The 19558-nt window shown below is 72.6% G+C and carries 18 protein-coding genes; 6 read left to right on the plus strand and 12 right to left on the minus strand.

Features of this window, described 5'->3' with window-relative positions:
• Positions 1-577 precede the first annotated feature (577 nt).
• The 7 genes from AB0D04_RS04585 to AB0D04_RS04615 all read right to left on the minus strand — a co-directional run bounded on the left by AB0D04_RS04585 (position 578) and on the right by AB0D04_RS04615 (position 9187).
• On the minus strand, positions 578-1132 hold the full coding sequence (locus tag AB0D04_RS04585) for a transposase (protein WP_362699327.1): 555 nt from the start codon (positions 1130-1132) through the stop codon (positions 578-580).
• Positions 1129-1611, minus strand: coding sequence for a helix-turn-helix domain-containing protein (locus tag AB0D04_RS04590; RefSeq protein WP_362699329.1), 483 nt, complete (start codon positions 1609-1611; stop codon positions 1129-1131). The genes AB0D04_RS04585 and AB0D04_RS04590 overlap by 4 nt, the downstream gene beginning before the upstream one ends.
• Positions 1612-1771: 160 nt before the next feature.
• Entirely contained in the window at positions 1772-3874 is a 2103-nt protein-coding gene (locus AB0D04_RS04595; protein WP_362699331.1) for a serine/threonine-protein kinase, read from the minus strand.
• A 51-nt stretch (positions 3875-3925) separates the two neighbouring features.
• A complete protein-coding gene (locus AB0D04_RS04600; protein WP_362699333.1) occupies positions 3926-6112 on the minus strand; it encodes a protein kinase in 2187 nt (728 codons plus the stop codon).
• 4 nt (positions 6113-6116) lie between these two features.
• On the minus strand, positions 6117-7016 hold the full coding sequence (locus AB0D04_RS04605; RefSeq protein ID WP_362699335.1) for a serine/threonine protein kinase: 900 nt from the start codon (positions 7014-7016) through the stop codon (positions 6117-6119).
• Positions 7017-7258: 242 nt separating this feature from the next.
• A complete protein-coding gene (locus AB0D04_RS04610; RefSeq protein ID WP_362699337.1) occupies positions 7259-7894 on the minus strand; it encodes a hypothetical protein in 636 nt (211 codons plus the stop codon).
• A gap of 96 nt (positions 7895-7990) precedes the next feature.
• Positions 7991-9187: a DUF418 domain-containing protein gene (locus AB0D04_RS04615; protein ID WP_362699406.1), complete on the minus strand. Its 1197-nt coding sequence runs from the start codon at positions 9185-9187 to the stop codon at positions 7991-7993.
• Between the two features lie 365 nt (positions 9188-9552).
• Between AB0D04_RS04615 and AB0D04_RS04620 the strand changes: the two genes are divergently transcribed.
• Complete coding sequence (locus AB0D04_RS04620) at positions 9553-9786, plus strand: hypothetical protein (RefSeq protein ID WP_362699408.1); 234 nt, start codon at positions 9553-9555, stop codon at positions 9784-9786.
• Positions 9787-10187: 401 nt separating this feature from the next.
• Here the strand turns inward: AB0D04_RS04620 and AB0D04_RS04625 are convergent, their stop codons facing one another.
• From AB0D04_RS04625 to AB0D04_RS04635, 3 genes are all read right to left on the minus strand, one after another.
• Positions 10188-10346, minus strand: a complete 159-nt coding sequence (locus tag AB0D04_RS04625; RefSeq protein ID WP_362699339.1) for a hypothetical protein — start codon at positions 10344-10346, stop codon at positions 10188-10190.
• Between the two features lie 358 nt (positions 10347-10704).
• Entirely contained in the window at positions 10705-11175 is a 471-nt protein-coding gene (locus tag AB0D04_RS04630) for a hypothetical protein (RefSeq protein ID WP_362699341.1), read from the minus strand.
• A gap of 373 nt (positions 11176-11548) precedes the next feature.
• On the minus strand, positions 11549-11920 hold the full coding sequence (locus tag AB0D04_RS04635) for a nuclear transport factor 2 family protein (protein ID WP_362699343.1): 372 nt from the start codon (positions 11918-11920) through the stop codon (positions 11549-11551).
• Positions 11921-12201: 281 nt separating this feature from the next.
• Here AB0D04_RS04635 and AB0D04_RS04640 point away from each other — a divergent pair, with 281 nt between their 5' ends.
• The 5 genes from AB0D04_RS04640 to AB0D04_RS04660 all read left to right on the plus strand — a co-directional run bounded on the left by AB0D04_RS04640 (position 12202) and on the right by AB0D04_RS04660 (position 17614).
• A complete protein-coding gene (locus tag AB0D04_RS04640) occupies positions 12202-13227 on the plus strand; it encodes a ketoacyl-ACP synthase III (protein WP_362699345.1) in 1026 nt (341 codons plus the stop codon).
• Entirely contained in the window at positions 13224-13964 is a 741-nt protein-coding gene (locus tag AB0D04_RS04645) for a glycosyltransferase family A protein (protein ID WP_362699347.1), read from the plus strand. Before AB0D04_RS04640 ends, AB0D04_RS04645 begins: the two co-directional genes overlap by 4 nt.
• A complete protein-coding gene (locus AB0D04_RS04650; protein ID WP_362699349.1) occupies positions 13964-15487 on the plus strand; it encodes a class I adenylate-forming enzyme family protein in 1524 nt (507 codons plus the stop codon). Before AB0D04_RS04645 ends, AB0D04_RS04650 begins: the two co-directional genes overlap by 1 nt.
• A gap of 85 nt (positions 15488-15572) precedes the next feature.
• Positions 15573-16697 carry a cytochrome P450 gene (locus AB0D04_RS04655; protein WP_362699351.1) on the plus strand — a complete coding sequence of 375 codons (1125 nt, stop codon included), beginning with the start codon at positions 15573-15575 and terminating at the stop codon, positions 16695-16697.
• Entirely contained in the window at positions 16697-17614 is a 918-nt protein-coding gene (locus AB0D04_RS04660; RefSeq protein WP_362699353.1) for an NAD(P)-dependent oxidoreductase, read from the plus strand. The genes AB0D04_RS04655 and AB0D04_RS04660 overlap by 1 nt, the downstream gene beginning before the upstream one ends.
• A gap of 139 nt (positions 17615-17753) precedes the next feature.
• Here the strand turns inward: AB0D04_RS04660 and AB0D04_RS04665 are convergent, their stop codons facing one another.
• Positions 17754-18284: an HAD domain-containing protein gene (locus AB0D04_RS04665; RefSeq protein ID WP_362699355.1), complete on the minus strand. Its 531-nt coding sequence runs from the start codon at positions 18282-18284 to the stop codon at positions 17754-17756.
• Between the two features lie 53 nt (positions 18285-18337).
• The gene (locus AB0D04_RS04670) at positions 18338-19399 is read right to left on the minus strand and encodes a hypothetical protein (RefSeq protein WP_362699357.1); all 1062 of its coding nucleotides are present in this window, start codon (positions 19397-19399) and stop codon (positions 18338-18340) included.
• Positions 19400-19558 lie beyond the last annotated feature (159 nt).

Genomic DNA, 19558 nt, shown 5'->3' on the forward strand with positions numbered 1-19558 from the left:
GTTCGACCTGCTCAACCCCATGACGAGACGATGGACAGATGCCGTCGACCGAATCAGCGGCCCGCGAGCATTGGCGAGATCCGTGCAACCGACGTCGTTGCTGGTGCCTGTGATGCACTCGTTGCCGGCCTCGACGGTCCTGCCCTGCGGATCTTGGCTGCGTGCACCCGCGCGGAGGCGGATGACGACGTCCTCGAGCTCCTTCCCCCCGCACTCGATGAACTGGGCCTGACCTTCTACCCGGTCGACAGCGTTGCAGGACAGGAAGCGGCCCCACGCGCGCTTGCCGCCCGAATGCCGGCCGGTGAGCTGACGCCACGGGAGCCGGCCTTCCGGATCCACCAGCAGTTCGGGCACGAGCTGCCCCTCGCCGAACGGCTCGCCAAACTGGACGACGAGTACGACATGCTCGAATACGGTGGCAGAACACCGGCACAGGTCGACGCCGATGTCACGGCCGAAGCCATTCGGCTCGCTCAGCATCCTCGTGTTTCACCCGGCCCCACGGATACACAGACCCCACTGCGGCCAGACGCAGCTGACAGTCGTCGGGACCCGCGCTCTAGTGCTGGATTCCTCAAAGGCAGTACATATACCGGCGGCGTAGGTGTCGGGTGGGTGGTGTGGGTCTGCCCCAGATCCAGGGTCTGGCGCGGGCGTTGAGCTGGGCGGTGGCCAGTCGGGTGGCCTGGGTGATCTCGTCGGGTCCGGCGAAGGTCTGGCCGGCGAGGGCGGCCTTGCGGAAGATGCGCCACCAGCCTTCCTGGAGGTTGAGCCAGCATGCGCCGACGGGTATGAAGACGTGCCGGATACGGGGGTGGTCCTCGAGCCAGGTCCGGGTGGACAGGCTGTTGTGTGAGGACAGGTTGTCGGTCACCACGTAGATGTCGCCGACCGGGTTCGCTTGCTCCAGCTTCTGTAAGAACTGCTGGTAGAAGACGCTGTTGCGTGAGGACGCGGTCATGGTGACCTGTTGCCCGTCCCGGACCCGCAGGCCGCCGTAGACCCAGGTCTTCTCGGGTCCGCGGCTGTAGTCCAGTTCTGCTTTGATGCGGTGTCCGTCCGGCGACCAGCCCTGTGCCGGCGGGAAAGTACGCGGGATCACCGGCCCGAGCTCGTCGACGCAGATCACTGTCGCGTCTTCGGGAGGGCAGGTGTAAAGGCCGATGACCCGCGTCCTTTTCCCTCGAAATCCCGGTCCTTCGAACGTATCCAGGAACGGGTGCGGCGCCATCTGACGCCCTCGGCCAGCAGGATTCTGCGGACCTGTGAACGCCCCACCTCGATCCCGTGGCGGCGGGCGGCCCCGGCAAGGGTGTCGAGTGTCCATTCAGGTGCCCCCGACTCGTCCTCCGCCGCCAGTTCACCATCCTCGTGCCTGGTCAGACGCCCCTGCGGGGCCTGCTTGACCAGCGCGATGATCTGGGACCGCTCCGCCTCGGTGATCCGGCGCGGCCGACCCGCCACCGGCCGGTCCTCGAGTCCTTCCACCCCCGACCTGTTGAAGCGGTGCAGCCACCACCGCACCGTCTTGGCATGGCAGCCCAGCTCCGCAGCGATCGCCGCTACCCGCAGACCGTCCCAGCTCAGAGCAATGATCCGCGCTCTCATCACCAGATCAGCCGGCGCTTTCCGCGCTCCCGCCAGCCTGGCGATCACCCTCTCCTCATCCGGCCCCGAAGCAGTCCGAGCCCGCAGAAATCCCGGCACAACCCACCCCCAGCAGCATCCCCAACAAAGGCTTCATACCCCGAACTTGAGGAATCCAGCACTAGTACACCGGCAGCGCCAGCAGTGACGTGCGGTTGAGGACGAAGAGGCGGTTGGCGTCGGCTGCGATGGAGCGGTCCTTGCCGCTGAGGGTGAAGGTCTGGGCCTGTCCCTCCCCGGAGCGCGGCAGCCCGCTCACCCCGATGTCGGCGCTCTCCACCATCCAGACGCTGTTGCCCTGGACGACCGGAGGCCGCCAAGGTGGGGCCACGCCGGGGGTGGATACCATGCGCGGTTCCTCCCTGCCGTCGGTGCGCACCCACCTCATCAGCTCGCAGTTCAGTGCGTAGACCATCCCGCCCGCCACGGCGGGCGGGCCCCATCCGGCGGTGTCATCCTCCTCCCGGGGCGGTCGCAGCGGGTCCAGGGCCCACTGCTCGTGGCCGCTCGCGACCTCGACCGCCGCCAGGCTGCGACCGCCGAGATAGACGGTTCCGCCATCGATGGCGGGCGGCAGCGGTCCGGCGGCCTGCCCCTTGCGGACCCAGGCGCGGGAGCCGTCCTCGGCCCGGACGGCGGCCACGTCTCCCGCCTCGCTGCAGACCACCAGGTGGCCGGCGCCGAGGGCCGCGGCGGGGTGGCCGCCCGGCAGCGCCAGCGGTGGCCGCTGCGTCCACTTCACCTTCCCGTCGGTGCCCACACAGCGCAGCCGGCCATCGGAGGTCAGCAGGTAGACGGCATGGGCGTCGGCGGCCAGCAGGGCGCCCACCTCCGCGTCCACCGTCCACCGGGGGGACCCCGTGGCGGCCACCCAGGTGCGCAGCGTGCCCTCGCCGTCGGCGGTGGCCACCAGCCGGTCCCCGATCGACAGGTAGCCGGCGTCCGCCTTCGCGTCGTCGATCCGCCACCGCTCCCGGCCGTCGGTGACCCGGCGTGCCGCGACGCCGCCCCCGGAGGCCGCGTACACCACCACGTCACGCACCGGCAGCGGAGCCGGCGATCCGGCGGCGACCACGTCCGGGATGGGTCCCCACAGCAGTTGCGGGGAGCCGTCGGCGGAGCCGAGCGGCGCGGCCCGCACCTTTGCGGCCGGGGGGATGTCGAAGGGGTCGGTCGGGGGGTCACCGCCGTCACCACGGCTGAGCCACCAGGCGGTGCCGCCGCCGGCCGCAGCCAGCAGCGCCCCACCGCCGGCGGCCGCGGCCAGCAGCCGCCGCCGGGTCAGGCGGGGAGTGCCGGCGGCCGCGCCGTCCTCGGAGGCGGGTGAAGCACCATCCTGACGGGCCGTCAGTCGGCGTGCCGCCTCTTCCCGTTGCCGGATCTCCTCCCCCAGCCGGCCGGACTTCCACAGCCGTTCGGGGTTCCGCGGCGCCGCCGCGGCGTCGGCGACCTGGGTGGGCAGCGGGCGTGCCGCCGGGTCCTTGGCGAAGCAGGGCGCAACGAGGTACCGCAAGCCCTCCGGAACGGCCTCCAGGTCGGGGCTGCCGTGCACGACCTCGTACAGGACGGCCGTTATCTCGGCGCCGGTGTACGGGGGCCGGCCGCCCGCGGCGAAGGCGAGGACGGCGCCGAGGGAGAAGAGGTCGGCCGCCGGTCCGACGCGCTGCCCGAGGACCTGTTCCGGCGCGCCGTAGCCGGGGGTGACCGGGATTTCTCCGGTACGGGTGAGGGTCAGGCCGTGCTCGGGGCGGGCGATCCCGAAGTCGATCAGGCGGGGGCCGCGCGAGGTGAGGACGACGTTGGGGGGCTTCACGTCCCGGTGGACCAGTCCCGTGGCGTGCACGTCCTGGAGCGTGCGGGCCAGTGACCGCGCCAGCTCCCGCACGGCGGAGTCGTCGAGCGGCCCGAAGTCTGTGACGGCGTCGCCCAGCGTCGGGCCGGCCAGGAACTCCGTGGCGATCCACGGCCTGCCGCCCTCCAGTTCGGCGGCCAGTACGCGCGCCACGCCCTCACTGGCCACCGCCTGCGCGGTGTGCGCCTCCCGGAGGAAACGCTCGGCCAGGTGCCCGTCGTGGGCGAGTTCCGGCAGCAGGACCTTCAAAGCGGCCGGGCGCCCCGAGGCGTCCGCGCCGAAGTACACCTTGCCCATGCCGCCCTCGCCGAGGACGCCATGGAGGCGGTAGGGGCCCAGGCGCAGCGGATCTCCCTGGCCGAGGGGTTTCACAGTCGGTCATCTCCTGGATCGGGAACGGGGCGGGTCGGGGCAGGGCGGGCGTCAGGCGAGCGGGAGGGCCACGGTCCGCTTCTCCTGGCGGACGTACAGCCGGCCGCCCTTGGGGTCGGCGGTCAGGACGACCGGCTCGCTCTCGTATGTCCAGACGGCCTTGCGGGCGCGCAGGTCGATGGCACGGAGGCCCGTGTCGTCGGCGCAGTAGGCATACCGCTTTCCGACCGCCGGGGCCACGTCCCGCTTGTTCTTCCTGCCGGACAGCCCCTTCTCCTGCCAGTTCAGCGTGCCGGAGGCGGCGTCGACGGCGATCAGCCCCCGGTCGGCCTCGGCGCAGTAGACGACTCCGTCCTGGAGGGTGGGCGCGCCGTACCGCCGCGTCTCGCCCGCGCTGTCGCCGACGTCGCGCCCATCGCCGAAACGCCACTCCAGCTCGCCGTCGGACAGCCTGAGGGCGGTGAGGGCTTCGGCGCCCAGGTAGAGGTTCCGGCCGTCGGTGACCAGCCGGGTGGGCGGGGTGCCCTCGAACGTGTCGGCGATCTCCCACAGTTTGCGGCCGTGGTCCTTGTCGCGCGCGGAGATGCGGAAGAACTTGGAGTCCATCATCGGGCTCCCGCACAGCACCACCCGGGACCCCACCACGGCGCCGCACAGCACGGGCGGGATACCGTCGGTCCGCGGCCCTTCCACCCGGCTGCGCCAGCGCTCCTTGCCCGAGTCCAGGTCGGCCGCGACCACATACCAGCGCTTACCGGAGGCGGCTCGGGCCACCAGGTACGCGGTGCCGTCGGCCACGCACAGCAGCTGGTTGTACTGCTCCTTGCCGGTGAATGCGGAGAGTTGCACCAGGGGCTTGCCCAGGTAGCCGTTGGACTGCGAGATCTCGCACACCGCCAGCGACGCCGCCTTCTCCTTGTACCCCCGCAGGGCGTACATCCGGGTGCCGTCGGTGGCCGACCGCCAGGGATCGGCGACGTTCGCCTGCCAGTTCACATCGCCCGACTCGGCGTTGATGCCGCACAGTACGATCCCCGCGCGCATGGCCAGGTGCCGGCCCACGCTCATCACCTCGCCCCCGGACTCCGGGCACCACTGGACGGCGCTCCACAGCGGTGCCGGGGGCTTCAGCCGGTCGACGGCGTCCTTCTTCTTCGTGGCGCCGCCCCCTCCGTCCCCGGAGCCCCCGAGCAGGGCCCAGCCCCCACCGCCGAGGATGCCGCCGCCCAGGAGGGCGCCCCCGGCCACGTACAGCAGCCGCCGCCGCGAGACGCCCGGTACGGGGGCCGCCTCGGCCCGCGGCGCCTCGGCGGGCACCGGCGGCGGCAAGCGGTGCGGCGGCTCGCGCCACACCTCGTCGCTGCGCCGGGAAATCTCCCGCAGCACCGCGTCGGGCAGCAGGTCCGCGAAGCCGCGGCGGTCGCCCGGAACGTCCTCGGCGCCGCCCAGCGCGTTACGCAGCTCGGTGGTGGACGGGCGGTGCGCGGGGTCCTTGGCGAGGCAGCGGACGAGCAGGGGACGCAGCGGCTCGGGAACCCCGCCGAGGTCCGGCTCGCCGAACCGGACGCGGTACATCAGGTCGGCGGCGGCCCCGCCGCCGAACGGGCCGCGGCCGGTGGCGGCGAAGACCAGCACCCCGGCCAGGGCGAACACATCGCCCGCCGCCGCGTGTTCCAGGCCCGACGCCTGCTCGGGCGACATGAACGCGGGCGTTCCCACGGCGTTGCCGACGCTCGTCAGGTGCTCGTCGCCGAAGGCCCGGGCGATGCCGAAGTCGATGATCCGCGGGCCCTGCGCGGTCACCAGGACGTTGGACGGCTTCAGGTCGCGGTGCACCACCTCCGACCGGTGAAGCTGCTCCAGCCCGGCGGCGAGGGACGCGCCGAGGGCGCGCACGGCCGGCTCCGGCAGCGGCCCGCCCGCTTCGACGGCCGTGTCCAGCGGCGGGCCGAGGACGTACTCCGTCGCCAGCCATGGGGTCGGTGCCTGGGGGTCGGCGTCGACGACCGCCGCACCGTGTCCGGTGCCGATGACGCGTGCGGCGTCCGTCTCGAGCCGGAAGCGGGTCCGCAGCGTGGTGTCCACGGCGAGACGGGTGTGCAGTGTCTTCACCGCGACCGTGCGTCCGCCCGCCGAACGGGCCAGGTAGACGGTGCCCATGCCGCCCCCGCCGAGGCGGGCGAGGATCCGGAACGGGCCGACGGTGTGCGGGTCGTCGTGCAGAAGTGGGGAGATCATGGCATCAGCGCTTCTGGGGTGGGAGTGCGGTGGCGAGGACCTCCGCCGACTGACGGGACAACGCCGCGACGACACTGCCGGGCAGCGAAACCGGTTCCGTGGAGCCGGCCAGCGCGCCGTACGCCGAGCCCGGCAGCAACTCCGCCAGCAGCCCTGCCGGTCCGGGCCGGCCTTCCGGGTCGCGCGAGCGGCACGCCGTGACGATGTCCCGCAGGCCGGCGGGGATCTCCTGCCGCTCGGGCACGGTGTGTCCGGTCGCCGCGTATGCCAGCACGGCACCCAGGGCGTAGACGTCCCCGGCCCGGTCCGCCGGGCCGCCCGCCGCCCGTTCGGGAGCGAGGCAGCCGGTGTCCAGTACGGGTGCCGGCGTGGGGGAGGCCCCTGCTACCGGGTCTGCCTCGTCCACTGGGCCCACCGGGTTCGCGCGGGTCGCGCCGAAGCAGCCCAGGAGCGGCCCGCAGGCGGTCAGCAGCACGCCTGCCGGGCAGACGCCGCCGTGCACGATGCCCAGGACGTGGGCCGAGGCCAGGGCTTCGGCCAGCGTGCCGCCGAGCGTGCGGACCAGCGGTTCCGGCAGCGGGCCGCCGTGCGCGGCCAGGACGGCGGGCAACGGCAGTGCGGGCCGGTAGGGGGAGGAGTACCAGGGGAAGGCCGGCGTCCCCCCGAGCCGGCCGGCCGGCCAGAACCCGGGCTGGGTCAGCACGGCCGCCTGCTGTGCCTCGGCCGCCCACCGTGCGGGGTCACCGCCGGGCGGCGGCAGGCACGCGAGTACGGTGTGCGCGCCGTCGGCGCTGCGGGCCAGATAGCGGCGTTCGGGAACGCCCCGGCTGCCGTCGGCGTCGAGACGCGCCAACGTCACAAAGTCCCCGATCCGCGCGGGATCGTCCTGCCGCAGCCTCTCCACCCGGCTTCTCCCCTGTCAGGCTCGTGTCAGACGTGAGCTTATATACGGCGGGAACGCGGGGTGGAGGGGGGCCGGATCCGGGGGGACAACGGACGCCAACTGGCGTCCGTCGTCCGCGTTTTGACCGGAAGGGCGAGAGGTCCGGTGGGGTGCGGGCCTCGGCGGCGGGGACGCGGCGGGGTTCGGCAGCGATCAGCTCGTACGGTACGCGGTCTTGCCAGCGCCGGTGGCGTCAGCCGCCCTCAGCGCCTGGGGCGGCGGCTGAGGTCCGGCCGGCCGGTGTGGCCGGGCTCGCGCTGGACCACGCCCAGCCACAGGTGCGGCGGCGCATAGTGGCGGATGGCCGCCATGATCTGTTCCTGGTAGACCTCGTGGACCGTCAGCCGGTAGCGGAGCCGCGGCAGACCGGGGCCGATCGGCTCCTCGTCGCGGATCAGGGCCCAGAGCACCGGATCACGGTCGTCGATCGGGCCGCTCGGGCACAGTTCGACGGAATACTGCCGCTTCCCCTTGCCCGTGTCGCTCCACTGCATGCCGACTCCGGCCAGCACAGCCCAGGGGACGATCTGCCGTGCCTTGCTGTTGTCCAGCCACAGGCCGACGCCATCGATGATCACCGCGATGTTTCGGCTGTGCCAGGTTGTCAGGGTGCCCAGCGCGCCGCCCACGCCGAAGAACAACGCCAGCGCACACGCAGACGCCGGGCCCTTTTCGTTCTCCAGCTCCAGCACACCGAAGGCCATCAGGAGGAGGACGGCCGCCGCCGCCAGTCCCAGCGCGGTCAGCGAAAGTCCGATGAGGAGGCCGCTCTTCAGCGCGCGGCGGCCGGTGCGCACAACGGTCGCGTCGAGGGCGGGGGCAGATCGTGGCATGGGCATGATCCAGAAGTGTAGGGCCGCCCCGGAGCCGCCGGCCCCGCCTGGGTTGGCGACGAGCTTCGCCGCCATGGCCCAAGGGTTCTCTCGGTGCTGGATTCAGCGCCGTAGCAGCCTCTTTTGCACCGACTCGAGCGGGCCGTGCTCAAACCGTCGCAGCCACAGGCTTGCCCCCGTCACCAGCACCAGGCAGATCGCCGCCCACAGACCCATCACCCACCACGGGCCGCTGTCCGCCCAACGGGACGCCAGGCCAAGGCCGATGCCGTAGCAGGCCAGCATGGCGAGCACGTTCTGCAGGACGTAACAGGACAGGGCCGTACGGCCGACGGAGGTCAGGGCGGAGATCAGGGCAAAGGCCAGGGGGCCCGGGTGACGGAGCCGGTCCATCGCCATGCCGATGAGGCCGAGGTAGCCGACCGCCAGCACCGGCGCCGCCCCGTACCGTTCCAGGAGGAAGAAGCCCGGCCCGCCCAGCGCGGCAAGGGCGGTGAGGGGAAGGCCGATGCCCAGGCCCCACCCGGCCAGTCGGCGCCTGATGCGCCGTCCTGCTGCATCGTTCTGAAAGGCCCCGGCCCTGAAGAGCCGTACGCCGAGCAGGAACAGGCACACCAACAGGCCGAAGGAGAGCACCGGTTCCATGCGCAGCGCCACGGCGTGCGACAGCCGGAAGGCGACCTGCTCCGCGTACCCCCCTTGGGCATACAGCGTCACGGTATCGGTGTCGGGGCCGCCGTCCGTCGCGCCGTCCGAGGCGAGCAGCATGGCGGCGGTGAGCAGTGTCATCGCCGCCAAGTGGAGTACGCCCATGGCGATCCACGTCACGCGCTGGGCCCGCGCGGAACGCGTGAGCAGCCAGGCCACCAGCAGTGCGACCACCGCGTACCCCATCAGCACATCCCAGGCGAAGACGAGTACGAAGTGCACGGTCCCCTCGGTGAAGAGGAACAGTGCCCGCCACTTGTACCGGCCCGGCCACGGCTGCCCGCGCTGGGCGGCCGACCGGAACTGGATGGCCAGCCCGACGCCGAAGAGGATCGTCAGCATCGACAGGAACTTGCCGTTCGCGAGGGCCCGGAAGACCGTCTCCGCCGCCCCGGCCAGGGTTGATGAGTCGGCTCCCGCCGAGGTTGCGGCGTTTCCGGTGAGGACGCCCCATTCGGCGCCCGGCCCGGCGAAGATCCAGACGTTGCTCATCAGCGTGCCGAGAATCGCCACGCCACGCAGCACATCCAGCAAGGGCAGGCGCGCCCGCGCCCCGGCCCCTGCGTTCCCGGCGTCCCCCTCCGCCGTCACGACACCGCGCGTCCCCGCTACCTCGGCCACCCCGACTCCCGCCTGTGTTGTTCGCTTCCCACCATGGTCGAGGCGCTCGGCGCCGGATTCCTCGTCCGCGGCGACGAGAATCCCCTACATCCTTCGATGCAGTGGGCAGGGAACGTGCCGGGCGTGGGGACGGGACGGCGTTGTGGCCGTCGATTGCGTTGATGACCGCCTCGCCGGTGGAGGCTGTGGCCTCGCCGGAAGGGCAGCGGGGTGAGGGGCCGGCTCGGCAGACCCCGGCCGACCCGGGAGCGGCGGCGTGCCGGGACAGCCGTAGACTCGGCAGCTGCTTCGGACGTACCGGGGCGCAACTCGGCACGGATCGGGAGTGGTTGAGAGTGTGGCAGGAACTACCGGTATACGACCGGCTCGTCGCAGAAAGAGGGGATATACCCACACAGGTACGCACCGAGGCCGAGAAGGTCCTGCAGAATCTGGAAGAGGTGATGCGCAGCACCACTCGGGCCACGGGCGAAGCCGCGCGGTCGGCGAAGCCGCTGTCTCCCTCACACCAAGTCGGCCTCGACAGCTGGGCCACCGCATCCGGCCGGGAACTCGGCAACCATGCGTGACGCGTCCTGGCTGCTGAGCAGGTGCACAGCAGCCCCATCCACCGAGGGAACCGACCCCCGGCACGGCGCTCGGTGAGGATGAGCGGCCCCTCGGCGCGGCCCACGAATCGGCTTGCTTTTACCGTCCGTCGGCTGTGAGCCCGGCTCTGCCGGGCGAACGCTGCCGGTCCATGCTGACCCTTCGGACGGCGTCACCCCGCCGAAAGCCACTGCGCGGCTGAGCACGCTCGTGCACGTCACACGCGCCTGTCCGAGGTACACCGTGCCCGTGACCTACGGCGAAGGATCAGGCGAAGGCCTCCCCCACGTCCGCCGAACTGCGAAAACGCTGATCAGGTCCGAGGCGAGTGCAAAGCGCCGGGCCAGAAGCATGAAGCCAAGAGGGCCGCGGGGTGCGGCTGTCATGTGCGGGTGATGGCGACCGCGGTGTCGAACAGCTCCGCGAGCGTGCCCGAGAAAGCCGGAAGGAGACGTGCGGCGACGGCCCACGTCTCGAGGTCGTCGGTGGACGGTCCCAGGCGGCGGCGGACCTCGTCGACGAGGGGTTTGTCCGGCAGCACGGCTTGTCGGTACCACTCGATGTCTCGGCGCGGTAGCACGTGGCGGGCGGGTGTGCCGTGTCGCAGCAGGGCCGCCACGTCGAGCGTGCCGTGTCCCGGAGCATGCCCGTGAGGCCGCCCTGACTGTCGGGCCGCCGGGCCATCCGGACCAGGACAGCGGCAGGCGGGTCGGCGGTGCCCGCCGGGGGCGTGCCGTACCCGCCCAGCAGACGCCGTAGTTCACGGCGGACCCGGCGCCGCGGGATGGTCGTGCCCGGGCGGCCGAGCAGCTCGAGGATGAGGTACGCCCACCCGGCCGACAGCAGCCGGAGCGCGGCGTCGGCTTGTTCCGCCGCGGTGACCCGGTCCCCCGGCGCGGTCAGAATCCGGAGCAGGACGCGGGGGTCGCCGGAGACGGCGAGCGGTCGGACGCAGTCGATGCGGGGGCGCTGTGCAGGCGTGCGGCCGGCTCCGCACCGAACGGGCCGGTCGCGAGGTGATGGCGCAGGCGGGGAGTGGCGTCGCGGTGGACGTAGGTGAGTTCGGCAGCGGTGGAGAGGTGGGCCCGTTCGGGGCTGCCGGCGCCTGCCGCGGGGTCGGCCGCTCCCGCGGAGAGTCTCTCCGCGAGAGCGCGGAGCCGGGCGCGCGTGAGTGCGGGGTTGGCGGCCAGGGCCGTGAGGTGTGCGGGCGTGCCGTGCGCGATGACGGGGCCGACGAACCCGGCATCCGGTCTGGCGGTGCCGAGGAGGGACGTGGCGGCGAGCCGGTCCGGCACCGGGACGACGAGGTCGTCGGGCACGGCGGCCCCGAGCAGCGCGCGGAGGGCTTGATGATCCGAATCGTGCGTCACGGGGAGGGGGGCGCGGCGGTCGGGAACGAGGTTCCCCGCGCCGGGGTACGCCGGCGCACCGTCCGCCCCAGGCCCCCGAACCTTTCATCGCCGGAGCCGGGCCGGCACGCGCAGGCGAGAGAGCAGCGGTTTGCCGGCTGCGGCCGCCCGGGAGGCCGGCTTACTCTTCCGCGCTTCCTTGGCAAGCCGGTATGCGTCGGCCTCACGGATGAGTTCCTGATATCGGAACGGGGGCATCGGGACGTGCATGTCGCTGATGCTGTGACCTTCCCCAAGGTGAAGGTCAATCACGGGCCCTGCGCCGGCACCGGCGGTCCGGAGCGCCGCGGGTCCCCGGCGCCGGCTCGGCCTCCCGCGGGGTGGAAGCGCGGACCTACTGGGCCGGTGCCACGTCCATGAACTGGAAGTCGCTCTGGATGAGGCCGTCCGGGCCGACGACGATGAACTCCGTGCCGACGGCCGCGACATCTCCGCCGCCGGCGGGCACCATGTGCCAGGTGATGCGCACGCAGTCGTGGTTCACCTGGTAGTTGTGCACCGTGAAGGCGAATCCCTTCTCGACGAAGTCCTCGTACGCCTCGTGAATGGCCTCGTGGATCTGGCTGTGTCCGCGGAATTCGTCGGTCACGTTGGCGTAGTGGCCATCGCTCGCCCACAGCTCGCCGACGGCCTTGTGACGGCGTTCGGCATCCGTCTCGTTCCACACGGCGGTGTAGCGGTCCACAATGTCGGCGAAATTGCTCACAGCGCTTTCCTTTCCTCAAGGATCTGGGTTCGGGCACCCGGCGCACCACCCGCATCATCGGATGGTGTCGCCCGGACCGATCCCGATCTTCGTAGCCGGCCCGGTCACTGTCGATTACTTGTGAGGTAATCCGCCGCCCGGCCCTGTCCGGTGGTGAAGGGCCGGTTCAGCAGCCGTATCGAGCCGGACCGCTTCGGCCTGCCACCGGCTCCGGCACCACCGCAGCAGATGAGTACGAGTGCTCAGGCCTGCTGCCTGGTGTCAGGCATAGCGTGCCGGGCATGGACATGGACCAGTCAGCCGATGGCATCCGGCGTGTGGGCATCACGGCCGTCAGCTCCGTTCTGCCGCACCAGGTAGTGACGTCGCAGGAGCTTCAGCAGCAAGTGGCAGATGCCTGCGGGCTGCCGCTTCCGGCGAGGATGCTGCAGCGGGCAACGGGCATTGCCTCGCGCCGAATAGCCTCCGAGGACGAATACGCCTCGACGCTCGCCGTCCGGGCGGCGCGCAGCGCGCTGGCCAGGGCGGGGCTGGAGCCGTTCGACATCGATCTGCTGCTCTTTGCGTCCGCCAGCCGCGACATGGTCGAGCCGGCCACGGCGCACGTCGTGCAGGCGGAACTCGGTTCGCGGGCACATGCCTTGGATGTGACGAATGCCTGCAACAGCTTCGTCAACGGCATCGACACGGCCCGGGCGATGATCCTTGCGGGACGTGCCCGCCGGGCCCTGGTGGTCACCGGTGAGACGCCGAGCAGGGCGGTGCGACGGGCGCCGGCCGACCTTGCCCAGTTCCGTGACGGCTTCGCCGGTTACACCTTCGGCGACGCCGGCGCCGCCGTCGTCCTGGAGCCGGTGGCGACGGGCGGCATCCTCGACGTGGACGGCGAGACCCATTCCGAACACTGGTCCGTGGGCGGTATCTTCGGCGGCGGCTCCCGCCACCCCCGCAGCGAGGAGCACACCTACTTTCACGGTGACGGGGCCGCACTGCGTGAGGTGTTCGAGAAGATCGGCATGACTGCCCTCGACCGGATGCGGCGCCGGACGCGGCTGGAGTGGACCGACTTTCGGCATGTGCTGGTTCACCAGGTGACCGGGCCGTACCTGGAGCGGTTCGTGGAGGTCACCGGCGTACCCGAGGACCGTCTGGTGGTCACGGTCCCCGAGATCGGCAACGTCGCCTCCGCCTCTCTCGGCGTCCAGCTCGACCGTGTCCACGACCGGCTGCTGCCCGGCGAGCGCGTGCTGTTCGTCGGCCTCGGCGGCGGCGTCAGCATCATGACGATGGTCTGGGAGAAGGCATGAGTGCGCTGTGGGTCATCGTGCCCGCCTACGAGGAGGCCGCCCGCATCGGCGGCACCTTGCAGGCTCTCGCGGCGCAGCACGACCAGGACTTCACGCTCGTCGTGGTGGACAACGCCTCCGGTGACCGGACCGCGGACATCTCCCGGGATTTCGGCCGGACCGCGCCGTTTGCCGTCCACGTCATCGACGAGCGCGAGAAGGGCGTCGGATGCGCGGTGGACACGGGTTTTCGGTACGCGATCGAGCGGGGCGCCACCCTGCTCGCGCGCACCGATGCCGACTGTCTGCCCCGCCCCCGCTGGACGGCCGCCGCGCGCGCGGCGATGGAACGCGGCGCGGGCATGGTGTGCGGCCGGATCGAAGCGCGGGGGGACGAGCACGGACCGGTGGGCCGCGCCGGCTTCCGGGCCCTGGTGGCGCTGGCCGCCCTCTTCGGACGGCTGCGCCCGGCCCACCGGCGCCGGCACGGATATCTCGCGCCGTACCGGATGCACGCCGGCAACAACATGGCGATCACCGCCCGGCTGTACGAGGTGGCCGGCGGGATGCCGCGTCGTTGCTCGCCCACCGACCGGCTCTTCCTCAACCGGGTGCGCCGCCGCACCAAGTCCATCGTCCATGTGCGGGACATGGTCGTGGAGAACTCGACCCGGCGGCTGCGCGCGTACGGAGTCGTCGCCACCGCCCGCTGGTACCTGGACAAGGGAAGCGGCCTTCACGGACAGGACCCCCGCTGATGCTTGACGCGCTTGCTCACACCCTGCGCCGCCGTCCGGAGCGGCCGGCGATCCTCGGTGCCGGGCGTCTCGGTGCCGCGCGTACCAGGGCGAGCTGCGGTGAACTCGCCGATCTCGCCGACGCCTACGCCGCGGCGCTGCACGGGCGGGGACTGCGGTGCGGCGAGACGGTGGGTGTTGCCGTCCGCCCCGGCCCGCGTGCCGTGGCCGTATTGCTCGCCGTGCACCGGCTGGGGCTGTGTGCGGCCGTTCTCGACCCGGGCGCCGGGCCGGACGTGCTGCGGGCCCGCCTCGCGCTGGCCCGGCCCGCTCTCGTGCTGGCGGACGCCGCCGCGCAGGCCGTCGCCGGTTGGGCGAGGCCGCTCGCGCGCCGTGCCCGGCTGGCTCTGCCGGCCCTGGACGAGCTGGGTCCCGTGGTCACGGTCGGGCCGTGGCTGCCCGGCTGTGCGCCGTCGTTGGAGCGTTCCTCGGCGGTGTCCTTGCCCGCCCCGGTGGACGACGACGGGGACGCCGTCATCGTGTTCACGTCGGGCACCACGTCCTCGCCGCGCGCGGTGGTACACACCCGGTCCTCGCTCGCCGCCGGGATGACGCAGGTGAGCGAACTGGTGCGGCCCGCGCCGGGCCGGCCGGTGCTCGGCGGCACCTTCTTCGTCCTCGTCCCGTCGCTGGCGAACGGCGCGCCGGTCGCCATGCCCGCCCGCTCCCCGGCAGCGCTGGCCCGGCAGCTGCGGCGCATGACGCCGCAGGCCACCTATCTGACCCCGCCGCAGCTGCGGTCCGTGCTGGCCCGGGGCGGCCGTCTCACCGGCCGGGTGTGGACCGGTTCGGCTCCCGCGAGTGCGGAGCTGCTGAACCGGGTCAGGAAGGCCGGGGCCGAGGAGGCGTGGGGCGTGTACGCGCTCACGGAGCTGTTCCCTGCGGCGGCCGTGGAAGCGGCGGACAAGGCGGACTTCACGGCCGGCGGGGATCTGGTCGGCGAGCCGCTGCCCGGCGTGGACGTGAAGATCAGCTCGGACGGTGAGCTGCTGCTGTCCGGGCCGGCGGCACGGCACCGCTATCTGGGTCAGGCCCCCGATCCCTGGATCGCCACCGGTGACCGCGGGCGCCTGCACGGCGGCCGGATCGTACTGGAGGGACGCTGCAAGGACATGGTGCTCAGGGCGGCGGAGAACATCTACCCCGGGCTGTACGAGCCTTCCCTGCACGTGCCCGGCGTCGAACTCGCCCTGCTCGTCGGCGTGCCGGCCGAGGACGGCGACGAACGGCTGGTGGCCGTCGTGCAGCCGGGCCACGGCGCCGATCCGAGCCGGGTCCGCGCGGCCCTGGCAGGGCCGCTGGAGCGGATGGGTTCGGCCCGCCCGGACGCCGTGCTGCTGGCCGACATCCCGCTGTCCGGCCGCTCCCGCAAGCCCGACCGCGCGGCGACCGCCCGGCTCGCGGCGGCCCGCCTGAGCGCCGGTCCCTCCCGAAGCCCCGGCCCGGGCGAGCGGCACGGGTCGGGAAATGACGGCCTTCAATGACCGGGGGTGGGTGTGGGCAGCGAGGAGTCGTCGATCGGCGACACCGCCACTCGAGCCCGGCCGATGTCCAGGAGGTGCACGGGTGATGACCACGACCACTCCCCCGCCAGGTGACGGACTCGCCGCGGCGCGGCGCCGCGACCGCCGTGTCTACACACGCGCGCACCCGGTGCTGTTCGCGCTGCTCGCGGCCACCCGCCGCAGGCCGGTCGTCAGGCTCGGCGACACGGTCCTGGTGCACGGCGCGGACGCCTACCGGCAGGTGCTGACGCGGCTCCCGCTGGACCGCGGCGCCGCCGGCACCACCGGCGGCGCCGCGCGGGACCTGTCCGGCGGCAGGCTGCTGTTCGACCAGGACGGCGACGATCACCGGGGCGCCCGCCGCGCCGTCGCCGACGAGCTCGGTACGGCCGGTGTGGCGCGGCTGCGTCCCGTCTGGCAGGACGTCCTCGACCGGCATCTGGCCCCGTTGCACGCCGGGCGAAGCGTGGATCTCGTGCCGCTGGCCGGGGAGGTGGCCGGGGCCACCGTGCAGGCGCTGCTCGACACTCCCGCCGCCCCCGCAAAGATCGCCCACGCCGCGGCCCAGGCCGCCGCCTCGGCCGTACGGGATCATCTGCCCGGCCCGCGCCGGCCCGGCACGGCACGCGAGGCGGCCGCGGCCGCCGCCTGCCTGGAGGCCCTGCTCGCCGCGTCGGGGGACACCGCGGACGCGGGGCTGCGTTCCATGCTCGCCGTCGCCGCCGTCAGCACGACCCTCGCCGCGCTGCCCCGGGCCGCCGCCTGGTGCGCGGACGCCCGCCTGTGGGACCAGGCAGCCGACGACACGCTCCGTGGCGCCCTCGTCGGCGAACTGCTGCGGGTGACCGCCCCGTCGCCGCTGCTGCCGCGCGTCGCCGCGCAGGACGCGGTGGTGGACGGATGCCCGGTGCGCGGGGGCGACCGGCTGATGCTGGTGGCGCGTCACGCCGCCCGTGCGCACGACATGCCGCCCGACGCGCGCTGTCCCGCCGCGCCCGGCGTCGCCCAGCTAGTCTTCGGCGCAGGCCCGCACGCCTGCCCCGGCGCCCGGCTCGCGCGCGCCCAGCTCGAGGACACCCTCGCCGCGCTGGCTCCCTGTCGTCCCGCCGTCGTCCGCGCACGCGTGGACCGCCGGGCGGCACTGCCCAGCTGGCGCTCCCTCATCGTCCGTGCCGTCCAGGAGGCTTGATGACCACTGTCGCCGTGACCGGTGCCAGCGGATTCTGCGGCTCCCACGTCGCCGCCACCGCCGCCGCCCGGGGCGCGCAGGTCCTGTGCGTGGGCCGTCGGCCCGGACCCGTCGGACGGCATGTCCCCTGGGACGCGACGCTGTCCGTACCCGATCTCGCCGGTGCGGACATCGTCGTGCACTGCGCGGCGGCCGTCGGTGACCCGCCTCCCGGCTCACCGGCCGAGGCGGCGATGCACGCGGTGAACGTGGACGGCACCGAGCGTCTGCTGGCGGCCGCTGCCGGCCGCCCGGTGGTGTGGGTGAGCAGCGCCAGCGTGTACGCCCCCGGGCGGCCGCGGGGCCGGATGTCCGAGGACCACCCGGTGCAGGGGCAGTTGAATGCTTACGGGCGGACCAAGGCGGCCGGGGAGGCCCTGGCGCTCGCGGCGGGCGCGGTCGTCCTGCGGCCCCGCGCCGTGTACGGGACCGGAGACCCGCACTTGGTGCCCCGGCTCCTGGCCCGGGTCCGCAGGGGCCTGTTGCTGCTGCCCGGCCGCGATGTCGAGCTGAGTCTGACGGCCGTGGAGAACCTCACCGACGCCTGTCTCTCGGCTGCCGTGTGGCCGCCGGGCGCCTACAACATCGCTGATCCGCTGCCGTACCGGCGCGACGATGCGATCCGCGCCGTGCTGCGGGCCCACAACGTGCACGCCCGGATCGGCCACCTTCCGCTGCCCGTGGCGAGCGCGGCCGCGACCGTGTCCGAGCGGCTGAGCAGGCGGCGTCCCGACGCCGCGCCCGGCCTGACCCGCTACGCGGTCGACCAACTCGCCCACAGCGTCGTACTGAACGTCGCCAAGGCTCAGCGACAGGGATGGACCGCACATACGAGCCTGGACACCTATGTGGCCGCGGCGGCAGCTCACGCTGGGTGAAGTTGCCCGGCCACCGGACTGCCGGCCGGCCTCTGCACACCTGGGCACGGCCCGCCGCACACAGCCAGGCGGCGGGCCGCCCCCATGCACTGCAGTGGGACTTTCTCGCGTCCCCGACACCGACATCACTCGGTGAGTGTCAGGACGGCTGTCGCAGCCACAACTCGAGAGCCGCATAGTCGCCCTCGGTGAGACCGAGGCGGGGATCGACACGGTGAAGCAGAGCGTGTTCCTGGTGGTGGGCGGCGACCCACGCCCGGTCCGTGTCGGTGACCTCGTCGTCGACCCAGGCGAACGGGCGCCCTGCCGCCCATTCGACAAGGGAGCGGGTCTTCCAGTGCAGTCCGTCGCGTTCGTCCTGATCGTCGGTGCCGGACGGCTCTGGCCAGCTCACCACGGCCAACTGTGGCAGACCGATCCGGGGGGAGATGCACTCGTTGGCGTCAGCCATCCAGGTCGTGGCCCAGACCACCTCGCACGGGAGTGCCGTCAGCCGAGGCCCATGCTCGGGATTGATCCTGGTCAGGAGCGGATTCGCGTCGGCTTCAGGCGCGTCGGTACCTGTCGCACGCGTCGGATAGGTCGGATACCGCTGCGGGTCCGCGCCAAAAGGGATGAGCGGTCCGTCGACATCGAGAAAGAGCAGCGGACGCTGCACAGAGCCAGTCACGGCAGAACGATAGCGACAGCCCCCTACGGGCGGCCTCGATCCGGGAACGGCCCCTAGAACGGGAGAGGGTACGGGGGGCCCTTCATGCGGTCGTAGATCCTGCGCAGCCACGGCTGACGAACGGCGGGCAGCCGTGCGAGCGTCTCGAGAAACACTTGCCGGTCGGGCTGGAACAGTCCACGCGGATGCATCGGCAGGGGGTCGTCGCGCAGGACACCGTCGGGCAGTCCGCCTGTTGCGGGAACCAGCAGCCGTTCGCGGTGGAAGGCCAGATACGTCCACACCTCGGCGGCCAACGGAACGGTCCTTGTGTCGCCGGGCGGCTGCCATGCCTCCCCTGTCCGCGGATGTTGTGGAACCAGCAAGATATCGGGGGCCGGGTCCGGGTCGGGCAGGCCCGGTCCGGCCAACGCCACTGTCCTTGCCCGCGTCCCGGACGGGATCAGCGCGTCGAGCGCGGGGCCGAACGTCACCGCGACGAGGCCGTCGGGGACATCCACGGGTGCGCCCGCCGAGGCCGCCAGCAGGTGGGCCAGCCCCGCCCCGACCGCCGCCTCCCACTGCATGCTCCATGCCCCGGACGGATCGACCGGCGGCGTGCCCTGCCGCTCCTGCGCCAGCGCCTCCCAGCCGACCGACTGACCAGCAGGTTCGTCGGCGGGGAGATGCGCTACGGCGTGCGGAGCGAACCACACCGCCTGCCAGAGCGAGCAGTCGTCGATGCGGGTTGCCACCGCCCGACCGCACTGCGCGCAGGCAAGGTTCGGGCCGTCGCTCCCGTCCAGCCCACAGCAGTAGCCGTCGCATCGCTCCGGGATCAGGACGGTGCCGCGGGTGTCGCCCGGCGCGATGACGATGGCTCCCGGAGGGCCGAAGCACAGGCCGTAAACCGGCGCGAACACGCCGTGGGCTGCCGCTTCCTCCTCTCCGACCTCGCTCCACGGCCGCCATGGCAGCCCGGAAGGCTCCGGGTCGACGGCGTACGTCCCCGGTTCCATGAGCACCGGGAGCAGCACTCCGTTTCCCCACTTCTGGTGGGCATGGGCGGGAAGTGCAACCTGCGACAGCGGGGCACTCAGCACGGCGTCGCATCCCGCACATGCGAACAACGTCATGCATCCCCCCGTGGCCGTAACACGCGGATTATCCCGGCTCGGCGATCGCGGGCCAACTGCTTTTGTCCACTGCCGCACTCGCTGCCGAGGGCACCCGGGCAAGCGCTCGAACTGCCCGGGTTCTCCCCCTGGTTCGCGGCCGTCCCGTGGCTCCCCGAG

Source organism: Streptomyces sp. NPDC048483 (assembly GCF_040651455.1).
GTDB lineage: Bacteria > Actinomycetota > Actinomycetes > Streptomycetales > Streptomycetaceae > Streptomyces.